Genomic DNA, 8,957 nt, shown 5'->3' on the forward strand with positions numbered 1-8,957 from the left:
TGGAGATGAACGTTATGGATCACATGGGTGTCTACATTACGGATTCCGCCAATAAGACGGTGGAATTACCGGTAGCACCCTCTGAGTTCAAGATCAAACGTGAACTCGGGGGAGATACGATAACCATTTTGGGGCTTGGTGATGTGCGACAGCTTGGGCTTGAAAAGCTTCGGTCAATTAGTATACCTGGTGCATTTCCACTGAATCCAAAAGCTGCGTCCTGGTGTACAGCTGAGAAGCTACTTAGCAGTGCCGATGACTATATCCATTTTTTTGATGCAGCATACAAGAAAAAGAAGCCGGTGCGCTTGGTTTTGTCCGGCACCAGTTTAAATTTTTCAGCAGTGATCACCGCATTTGAGTATGGCCCTGCAAAAGGTTCGACCATCGAAATGGAGTACGAACTGGAACTCAGTGAGTATCGCGAGACTAAGGCGCTGAAGACTGTTGTCAAGATTGTAGAAAAAAAGAAGTATGTAGCACCGAAACCCAAGCCGCGTCCTAAGCCTCCAAAGAAAATCGGAATTGGATCAACGGTTATTGTTAACGGTCGGTTGCACCGAGATAGTTATGGATCCGGTCCAGGTCAAACCGAGCACAATGCCACTCGAAAAATCAATTTCCATGCGCCCGGGCGTAAGTGCCCGTGGCATGTGACGACGTTGAGCGGAGGTTGGCGTGGTTGGGTGGAAGCCGGAGCAGTGAAAGCGAAGTGAGTACATGACTGTGACACAAATGCAGATTCACACGCGTGGTAGTACCGACTACTGGGACTGCCGTACATTGCTAAAATCTGCGCCGACTTACACAACTGATCCCGACTTCGCTGCAGGCACGCTAACTTTTGACCTTATCGAAGTCAATGAGGGTTTCACCCCTAAAAATGGCGATGAAGTTCGTTTTTCATGGGATGGCCATAAGGTGTTCTTCGGTTATATCTTTACGGTCAATTATTCGTCGGATGAAGTCTTTAGCTGCACGGCCTATGACAAGCTCAGATACCTCAAAAATGAGGATAGTGTCGTGTGGCCGGTATCGTCAATTGGTCAACGGTTTACGACTGCATGCAAAGCTTCAGGAATATCTTACAAAGTCATCTATGATCCAGGGTATCGGTTACCAACTAAGGTGTCCGATGGGGTATCGTATTTTTCAATGTTGCAAGAAGACATCGAAACAACCGCTATTGAGTTTGGTCAGGCATGTTTCATCCGTGATAATTACGGGACGGTAGAGCTATGTGCTTATCCGATGCCAGTATCTGGTGAAGTGATGATTGTTGGCGATAGTGGTATGGCCACGTCATGGGAATATGATCGTAGCATTGATGAGGCCGCCAATGTGGTCAGAGTTGAAAAGAACAGCCAAGCTGATTCAGGCAAGATTGGTGCCAGTGAAACTGCAACTGGAAACACAATCAGTCGATGGGGAAAACTTCAAAAAGTTGAGAAGCTCTCTGATGACAAGATGAACTCCGCACAAATGAAGGCAAAGGCGAAAGCGTTACTTAAAGTCAGCAACGTTGAAAAACGCACGCTTAAAGTTTCTGCGATCGGGAACCTGGGCTTTTATACTGGGGGGAGTTTCGTTTTGAAAGTGCAAAGCCTAATTGAAATCGGTATCTCAGCGCGTCGAGTTACGATTGGCAAATGTACTCAAAACTTTGACCCTGATCACTGGACCACGGAGATGGAGGTGAGCTGGTAATGGTCACACAAACTGGAGACTGGCTCCTTAAGCAGATGCAGTCTAAAGGCGGTAAGCCCAACGAGTATGCAGACCTTGTATTTGGCAAGGTGATTGCAACCAGTCCGCTCCAGGTACGACTGAGCAACAACATGATTTTGCCGAATGCGGTCCTGATGCTCGGCCGTCATGTATCCAAGTATAAAGTGAAGATGAGCTATTCGGATCGCCAGGAAAATGGTAAGGATAAGACTCGCACTGAAACAGTCACAATCGATGAGTCGCTGAAGTCCGGCGATGGTGTGGCCATGATTCGTGCTGACGGCGGGCAAAGCTTTTACATCTTCGAAAAGTTGGGAGGTTAGCTCATGGACGATGAGAACTTAGAAATCGAAGAACAGACGCTACCCTCACTGACTTATCGGGTTGTGGATGGCCGTGTTCGGGGGATGATTGATGATCTGGATGCTGTTCGTCAGGCTGTCGATAAAATATTGAGGACTGAGCGTTTTGTCTGGCCAATTTACGATGACCAATATGGCAATGATCTGCTAGAGCTTATTGGTAAGTCGATGCCCTATGCCAAGGCTGAGGTTGAGCGCATGATCACTGAGGCTCTTCAAGGCGATGACCGTGTTGACGGTGTCACCATCGACAAGATGGAAGCGGTCAATGGCGACAGTCTTGCAGTCTGGTTTACCGTGTCCACTGCTTCAGGTGAACTTCAAGCAGAAACGGAGGTGGCAGCATGAGTCCAACTGACTTAGTTGCTCAGCTCGAACAATATGACTTTCAGTACTTCATCGATAAAGCTATCGATAACGTCCCTACTGGCATTGACACGCGGCAAGGCTCGATCATCTATGATGCGCTGGCACCCGTTGCTTATAGCTATGCTGAACTCGTTATGTATTTGCGCCAGATGGTGCTTGATGGATATGTTCAGACTGCTACCAATGAATCACTTGATTATCGTGGACAGGAGCGCGGCATAAGCCGCTATGTGGCAACGAACGCGGTTGTTTCGGCAACCTTTTCGGATTCTAAAGGCGCGCCGGTTGCCGTTAAAATTGGTGATCGCTTTGCATCAATTGGTGCAATACCATTTTTTTACACAGTGACAGCTACTGATGCGGTTGGTACTGCTGATCTGACTTGTGAAAGTGTTGGCTCCGAAGCCAATCATTACGTTGGCCAGATTCTGCCCATTACCCCAAATGACGTACTGGCCGACGCCAATATCGCCGAGGTGACTGCACCCGCCCGCGATGATGAGTCCGATGATGATTACCGAACCCGTATCATGGCTCAGTTTTCGACGACTGCTTATGGTGGCAATATAGCCGACTATGAGCAGATGTGCGCCTCACTCAAGACGGCGGGGGCTGTTCAGGTTTACCCAACGTGGAAGGGCGGGGGCACCGTCAAGTTAGTTATTGTCAACAATGACTTTATGCCTGCGGGCGCTGACCTGATTTCGAATGCACAAGAAGCAATTGACCCGACTGCCAATCATGGTAAAGGCTATGGCTTAGCACCGATTGGCCACGTGGTCACTGTCGTTGCGCCAACAGCACGCAGTATCAAGGTAAGCTTAAACATCGAGACCGATGGCTCTATCGATTCCACAACACTCCAGACGCAGGTGAACACGGCGGTTGAGACATACTTCGCCTCTGTCCGGAAAGCCTGGGCAAATCGCGGGAGTGTCGTCGCTGGGTATAAAGTGACTATCTTCGTATCACAGTTGATGTTCGCTGTGCTCCAAATCAAAGGAGTGATCAACGCTACCAACTTGATGCTTGACGGCGAAGCAAGTGATGTGGTGCTCACTGAGACCAGTGCAGTTTCAGAGCTTCCGGTGGTCGGGGAGGTGACCATCAATGGGTGAACTCATTCGATTGGAGAGCCTGCTGCCAGACTACTACGATGACGTAATTGACATGCATCAACTTGCCAAAGCCGAGCAGCCACAGCTTGATGACTTACACGCGAATATTGAACTGTCACAAGCTCGGCTTTTCGTCGCCACTGCGGATTCAGACGGCTTGGGTGTGTTTGAGAACATGCTCAACATCGTCGCTACTTCTGGCTCGACAGTTGAGTCACGGCGCAAGGTTATCATGTCTCGGCTACTTGACCGTAAACCGTACACGATCACTTATCTAAAATCTGTGCTCAGCACGCTTGGCGGCCCAGCTTCGGTGTCATTAGATGCGGCCAACTATGGTCTTCAGGTGGAAGTGAGTCTCGATCAGCCAAACCAAACGGATGAGCTCGATCGCATTCTGACAGAGACCGTACCTGTTAACATGACCGTTAAATCACATAATTCAATTTATGCCGATGCCTCTGGCCCGGCATTTTTTGTTGGTGGTGTTGCGGTTATCGATACCATCACTCTGACCAATGACTGGCGAAGTGATGCGTCGCTAAATGCAGAAGCACATGGCGGCGCTGCTATCAGTTATCTTGAACGGCAGCAGCTTACCAACGACTGGCAAGAAAACCAATCGATTACTGCTTCAGCAAATGGCGTCACTTATGCCACCGCAACTGATACCGTCACGCTAACCAATGACTGGCGAACTGATGAGACGACTCAAGCAAGCGCTGACGGTGTCTCATACGCGACAACCGTCGATACTGTGACGCTGACAAATGACTGGTATGACTCAATGCAGTCAACTGCCGCAGCGGTGCCTGGCGAAGTACTAAGCGGTCTGACAACCATCACAGTAAAAAGTGAATAGGAGGGGAAGAGATGGCCCAATTTAAAACATCAATCATCACGAAGCAAGGCCATGCGTTAATGGCCAAGCTTCTGAATACTGAAGGCACGACTAAATTCACGAAAGTCGTCGCCTCGGATACAGTATACACAGACGCACAGCTTGAAGGATTAACTGCTATTTCTGGCATTAAACAAACGTCACTCGTGACAAACGTCAAGGTCACCAATGCAGCAACCATCGAGGTGCGAGCGCCTTTTGAAAACACGAAGCTCACGCAAGGCTACTACATCAATACGATTGGTCTTTATGCACAAGACCCGACTGTTGGTGAAATCTTATTCTCGGTCACGTGTGCCACTCAGAATGCTTTCATGCCTGCATTCAACTCAGTTACGAGTTCTGGATTGACCGTGACGCTGGTTACTACCGTGTCGAATTCATCCAACGTGACGCTGACGATTGCTCCAGCAGCGACTGTAACGCACGAAGACTTGGAAGAAGCGACGACAATCTCAGACGCAAGCTTAGCAGCTTGGATTAAGGAACAGGCAGGTGAATAGTTCCATGTTTAATACAATTGAAAGTGTTGCAAAAGCATTAAAGAACATTACAACCCGGTTAAGTCGGGGGGGGGGCAGATAGCCCTGTTTACGCTGTAAATAACGGTACTCCCGATAAGAACGGTAATGTTGATCTAAGCTATATGGCTCGACAGGATAAGGCGAACGACTTTATGATTACACCGACAGTGAATGGGTCGCCAGTATGGACTAAGAATAGCTTACAGGTTGGTGGACGAAATTATTTGCTCAATTCCACGACCTTTTTGAATTGGAAACTTGGTCATTGGACGCTCTCGGATGAAACATTTCGCGGTGGTGCAGTGATCAAGACTTCATATACTCACGGTATAGAAGATGGTGTAATTGGTTACTTGTCAGAATCAGGCAAGAAAGTTTTGACATCTTTCTGGGCTAAATGTGACGTTGAAGGAGCATCGATTCATTACGAACTATTTGGAGGCAGTGCTAGTACCAATTTTTCACTCGAAACCGAGTGGAAATATTTTGTCTGCCCGCAAGGCCTAGTTCAAGAAGATAATCCACAAGTATACTTCTGGTCCAATACTGATGGTGCACAGATCAGTCTTGCACTTCCGCAGACCGAAATTGGAAGCACGCCAAGTGATCACTCGCTTGCCCCTGAAGATACCCAGGCACAGATTGATGAGATCAATAAGAAATTAGCCGCACTAACTGCACCACAAGCTTAGATTACATCCTCTTATCGGGAGCGATAGGAGGAAAAATGAGTAATGTAGTAACACAACTCGCGAAGATTTTGAAGAACAAAGTTGTATTAACCGTTGGTGGTCAGAAACCCGCCAACGGTGATATCAATATGGAAGCATATGCGTTGAAGTCAGATACCGACGAGAGAATCGATGACGTTGAGTTTCAAATCTTAACAGCGGCTGTAAATCTTGAAGTGATTTCCACTGAAACGAGTGGCGTTTGGATTGGACATTCCGGAGAAACAGTCACATCAACTAATTCAGTCGCTTCAGATTATATTGTTATTGATTCATCAAAAAGATACACCTTACAATATTGGCCGAATGCTGACAACTCTAACAGTTGGATTGGTGTGACTTTTTGGGATGAAGACAAAAAATTTCTTTCGTATAAGAGCTTTGGGCAAAGCATTGATCCGATAGTTTATCGAATGGTTTCAAAAGATTTTGTCGTGCCGTCAGGTGCCGCTTATGTACGAATCTCATACTACAAGCGAAAAGACGATCCTATTTCACACATTCGTTTCAACGAAGGACTTGAAGTATGTTTGCCATGGGCTTTGAACCCCACTGATTTACTTAATATGTTTTATAAAACAATAGGAGGAACAACAAATGTCTAAAACTGTTTATGATACGCACCCGTTAGATCACGGGTGCTATTTTGATCCAATGATCGTGCCGGATGCCTATGTTGTAAAATATCCGGTCACAGATATCGAGCCTGATAAGTCCTTACAGGTAGCGAAGTTCGACCCCGCAACGCAAACCTGGCATGACGCCTCAGAAGATGCGCAAGCGGCCAAGGATTTGAAGCGCGATCAAGATTTAGCAACTGCACAAGCTACCATCGCATCACAAGCTGCCAAAATCGCTGACTTGAAGTCGCAATTAGCAGAAGCCCAAGATGCCATCGTTGAGCTGGCACAAGCAACCTTGCCATCAACTGACGCCACAGATACGGAGGCAAAATAATGAGTGCATTAGCAAACCTTTTCGCCCGTAAGCAGATTGCGGGTACCTTAACGGGTGTAATCCCGGATGTAATCAAGCCAGAATTGGCGGATGCAGTTGCGACTATTAAGGCCGAAACCGCACCGCAAACAAAAGTTGCAACTGGCGACCAAGGTATAGCAATCAAGACTCAAGTGCCGTCCGACGCACCACACGTAGATGCGGCTACGGAAACAACTGAGGCGGAAACAGAGGCGAAGTAGTATGCCACCACATGGATTTTTTGGCCTGACATGGGCCGAAATTGGTAGCGTGGTCACCTTGATTTTGCTTTTGTTCGGTGCGATGGCTTGGCTTATTCGTAAAACCATTGTTGATCCCTCGTCACAAAAGCAGAGCGACGCCGTTACACAAGCTCTTTCAAAGTCCACTGAAAGTAGCGACAAGCTCCAAGATGCAATCAACAAGCTAAATGTTTCGGTAGAGCTATTGAATCAGCGACTTGGGTCGATTGATGAACGCGTAACTGATCATGGCAAACGGATTCGCCATCTCGAACAACAGGCGGCCCGCCACGATGAACGTCTACACATCACCGAGCAAGAATATAAGGAGGAACACGAAAGTTGAAACTGAAAATTAATTGGGCTTTACGGCTCAAAAATAAGGCAACGTTGACTGCTTTGGTCGCCGCTGCCTTTTTGCTTGTCCAACAAATTTTGGCAATGTTTGGTGTCACTTGGGATTATTCGACGTTACTCACTCAAGTCACTGGCGCAATCGGGACCATCTTCACATTACTCGCCTTGCTAGGCATCGTTGTGGATCCAACCACTTCGGCAGCGAGTGATAGCAAGGATGCCCTGGCACGCACTACGCCGAAAAAGGAGGATGCAGAATGACGACCCTGAATGGTATTGATGTTGCAAGCCACCAAGCCGGTATCGGCAAGACCACTGGTGACTTCCGAATCATCAAAACAACCGAATCAACCAACTACACCAATCCGGAAATGAATTCGCAAATTAAGTCATCACCGGCTTTAAAAGGCTTCTATCACTTTGCGTCGAATGGGAGTGTTCAAGGCGAAGCAGATCATTTCTTGGCCGTAGTCAAACCATATATTGGAAAGGCCTTGTTGGTGCTCGATTATGAACCTGCACGTCCATCTGTTGCTTGGGCTAAAGCCTGGCTAGATTATGTTTACGCCAAAACGGGGGTGCGCCCGCTGATTTATCTCGGCGTGGCTGTAGAAAATGACTATGACTGGTCGCCGGTGATTAAGGCAGGTTATGGGCTCTGGGTCGCGCAGTACAATAACTACAGCGCGGTACAAGGCTATGCGCCTCGCGACTTATATGGCAGCCTCAAGCATTGGCCAGTAATGGCGATGTTCCAGTACACCTCTTCCGGATATCTTCCTGGTTGGGGCAAGGCTTTGGATTTCGATGCCTTTTACGGTGATGCAAATGCCTGGAATAAGTATGGTGCAGTGAGTGGCAAGATTACCGCAGCAGCGACAGTTGCTACTCCGGCGGTCGCTAACCATACGACACGGACGAAGCCGGCTGTCAAAGTTAACGTCACCTATGACATGCACCAGTTGAACGGTTCATGGTTAGGCGAGATCACTAACTTCAGTGATGATAAAGTCACCGGTTTTGCTGGCAATCCCAACCATGCTCACGACGCTCTGGTCGTAAAAGTTAGTCATGGCAGCGTAAAGTATCGTGTCCACACGATTGAAGATGGCTGGCTGCCATTCGTCACTGGATATGATCGCGGTAATTCTGCTACTGGCTTCGCTGGCTGCATGGGCCATGCAATTGATCAAATCGAAATCTTCTATATCACAGCACCAAACGAAGACTATCAGCAAGCCTGGTACCGAACTCAAACCACCAAACGTGGCGGCTGGTTACGTGTCGTCTGTGATGATGGTCGTTCTGTTGCCGGGTACACCGATACCTTCGCGGGCGAGTATGGCGAACCAACTGACCGACTCCAAATTTGGGTTGGCACATCAAATCCGTTCTAGCTCAGCAAAGACTCTGTCAAGCTCATTAAAATGGCCTCTCATCCATTACGGGTGGGAGGCTTATTTTTATGCATTAGAATTGGATAATTGCGTGTGCGAGCTTCTAGTTGTTCTGTCATAAAATTGTCAGATTATTGTGAAATGATGTGAGACGATGTGAGATAGTCACTGCGTAAAAATACCGATAAACAGGCAAATGTACGATGATATAAATAATGCTTGCAATGTGAATTGTCTTGGTGTTTAATTA

The 8,957-nt window shown here is 47.6% G+C and carries 14 protein-coding genes; all 14 read left to right on the forward strand.

The window, feature by feature from the left end; genetic code table 11:
* Nucleotides 1–14 precede the first annotated feature (14 nt).
* The 14 genes from ACKTSG_RS07655 to ACKTSG_RS07720 all read left to right on the forward strand — a co-directional run bounded on the left by ACKTSG_RS07655 (nt 15) and on the right by ACKTSG_RS07720 (nt 8,707).
* Complete coding sequence (locus ACKTSG_RS07655) at nt 15–716, forward strand: hypothetical protein (protein WP_407893528.1); 702 nt, start codon at nt 15–17, stop codon at nt 714–716.
* A gap of 4 nt (nt 717–720) precedes the next feature.
* Nucleotides 721–1,707 carry an XkdQ/YqbQ family protein gene (locus tag ACKTSG_RS07660; RefSeq protein ID WP_407893530.1) on the forward strand — a complete coding sequence of 329 codons (987 nt, stop codon included), beginning with the start codon at nt 721–723 and terminating at the stop codon, nt 1,705–1,707.
* Nucleotides 1,707–2,051: a DUF2577 domain-containing protein gene (locus ACKTSG_RS07665; protein WP_407893532.1), complete on the forward strand. Its 345-nt coding sequence runs from the start codon at nt 1,707–1,709 to the stop codon at nt 2,049–2,051. The genes ACKTSG_RS07660 and ACKTSG_RS07665 overlap by 1 nt, the downstream gene beginning before the upstream one ends.
* A gap of 3 nt (nt 2,052–2,054) precedes the next feature.
* The gene (locus ACKTSG_RS07670) at nt 2,055–2,438 is read left to right on the forward strand and encodes a DUF2634 domain-containing protein (RefSeq protein ID WP_407893534.1); all 384 of its coding nucleotides are present in this window, start codon (nt 2,055–2,057) and stop codon (nt 2,436–2,438) included.
* A complete protein-coding gene (locus tag ACKTSG_RS07675; protein WP_407893536.1) occupies nt 2,435–3,577 on the forward strand; it encodes a baseplate J/gp47 family protein in 1,143 nt (380 codons plus the stop codon). The genes ACKTSG_RS07670 and ACKTSG_RS07675 overlap by 4 nt, the downstream gene beginning before the upstream one ends.
* On the forward strand, nt 3,570–4,439 hold the full coding sequence (locus tag ACKTSG_RS07680) for a putative phage tail protein (protein WP_407893537.1): 870 nt from the start codon (nt 3,570–3,572) through the stop codon (nt 4,437–4,439). The genes ACKTSG_RS07675 and ACKTSG_RS07680 overlap by 8 nt, the downstream gene beginning before the upstream one ends.
* Nucleotides 4,440–4,450: 11 nt before the next feature.
* Complete coding sequence (locus ACKTSG_RS07685) at nt 4,451–4,981, forward strand: phage tail-collar fiber domain-containing protein (protein WP_407893539.1); 531 nt, start codon at nt 4,451–4,453, stop codon at nt 4,979–4,981.
* A gap of 173 nt (nt 4,982–5,154) precedes the next feature.
* A complete protein-coding gene (locus tag ACKTSG_RS07690; protein WP_407893541.1) occupies nt 5,155–5,694 on the forward strand; it encodes a hypothetical protein in 540 nt (179 codons plus the stop codon).
* A gap of 35 nt (nt 5,695–5,729) precedes the next feature.
* Nucleotides 5,730–6,338, forward strand: a complete 609-nt coding sequence (locus tag ACKTSG_RS07695; protein WP_407893542.1) for a hypothetical protein — start codon at nt 5,730–5,732, stop codon at nt 6,336–6,338.
* Complete coding sequence (locus ACKTSG_RS07700; protein ID WP_407893543.1) at nt 6,331–6,690, forward strand: hypothetical protein; 360 nt, start codon at nt 6,331–6,333, stop codon at nt 6,688–6,690. Before ACKTSG_RS07695 ends, ACKTSG_RS07700 begins: the two co-directional genes overlap by 8 nt.
* Entirely contained in the window at nt 6,690–6,932 is a 243-nt protein-coding gene (locus ACKTSG_RS07705; protein ID WP_407893545.1) for a hypothetical protein, read from the forward strand. The genes ACKTSG_RS07700 and ACKTSG_RS07705 overlap by 1 nt, the downstream gene beginning before the upstream one ends.
* Nucleotide 6,933: 1 nt before the next feature.
* Nucleotides 6,934–7,299 (forward strand): hypothetical protein, encoded by a 366-nt coding sequence (locus ACKTSG_RS07710; protein ID WP_407893546.1) that lies wholly within the window; start codon nt 6,934–6,936, stop codon nt 7,297–7,299.
* Complete coding sequence (locus ACKTSG_RS07715) at nt 7,296–7,571, forward strand: phage holin (protein ID WP_407893548.1); 276 nt, start codon at nt 7,296–7,298, stop codon at nt 7,569–7,571. Before ACKTSG_RS07710 ends, ACKTSG_RS07715 begins: the two co-directional genes overlap by 4 nt.
* Nucleotides 7,568–8,707, forward strand: coding sequence for a GH25 family lysozyme (locus ACKTSG_RS07720; protein WP_407893550.1), 1,140 nt, complete (start codon nt 7,568–7,570; stop codon nt 8,705–8,707). Before ACKTSG_RS07715 ends, ACKTSG_RS07720 begins: the two co-directional genes overlap by 4 nt.
* Nucleotides 8,708–8,957: the final 250 nt, after the last annotated feature.

Origin of the sequence: Lacticaseibacillus salsurae (assembly GCF_045862175.1) — a bacterium.
Lineage (GTDB): Bacteria > Bacillota > Bacilli > Lactobacillales > Lactobacillaceae > Lacticaseibacillus > Lacticaseibacillus salsurae.

Excerpts from the sequence above, each read along its gene's own strand:
- ACKTSG_RS07690 (WP_407893541.1), top strand. The coding sequence starts at position 5,155 with ATGATTACACCGACAGTGAATGGGTCGCCAGTATGGACTAAGAATAGC.
- ACKTSG_RS07655 (WP_407893528.1), top strand. The coding sequence starts at position 15 with ATGGATCACATGGGTGTCTACATTACGGATTCCGCCAATAAGACGGTG.
- ACKTSG_RS07685 (WP_407893539.1), top strand. The coding sequence starts at position 4,451 with ATGGCCCAATTTAAAACATCAATCATCACGAAGCAAGGCCATGCGTTA.
- ACKTSG_RS07695 (WP_407893542.1), top strand. The coding sequence starts at position 5,730 with ATGAGTAATGTAGTAACACAACTCGCGAAGATTTTGAAGAACAAAGTT.
- ACKTSG_RS07665 (WP_407893532.1), top strand. The coding sequence starts at position 1,707 with ATGGTCACACAAACTGGAGACTGGCTCCTTAAGCAGATGCAGTCTAAA.
- ACKTSG_RS07670 (WP_407893534.1), top strand. The coding sequence starts at position 2,055 with ATGGACGATGAGAACTTAGAAATCGAAGAACAGACGCTACCCTCACTG.
- ACKTSG_RS07705 (WP_407893545.1), top strand. The coding sequence starts at position 6,690 with ATGAGTGCATTAGCAAACCTTTTCGCCCGTAAGCAGATTGCGGGTACC.
- ACKTSG_RS07680 (WP_407893537.1), top strand. The coding sequence starts at position 3,570 with ATGGGTGAACTCATTCGATTGGAGAGCCTGCTGCCAGACTACTACGAT.
- ACKTSG_RS07720 (WP_407893550.1), top strand. The coding sequence starts at position 7,568 with ATGACGACCCTGAATGGTATTGATGTTGCAAGCCACCAAGCCGGTATC.
- ACKTSG_RS07710 (WP_407893546.1), top strand. The coding sequence starts at position 6,934 with ATGCCACCACATGGATTTTTTGGCCTGACATGGGCCGAAATTGGTAGC.
- ACKTSG_RS07700 (WP_407893543.1), top strand. The coding sequence starts at position 6,331 with ATGTCTAAAACTGTTTATGATACGCACCCGTTAGATCACGGGTGCTAT.
- ACKTSG_RS07675 (WP_407893536.1), top strand. The coding sequence starts at position 2,435 with ATGAGTCCAACTGACTTAGTTGCTCAGCTCGAACAATATGACTTTCAG.
- ACKTSG_RS07660 (WP_407893530.1), top strand. The coding sequence starts at position 721 with ATGACTGTGACACAAATGCAGATTCACACGCGTGGTAGTACCGACTAC.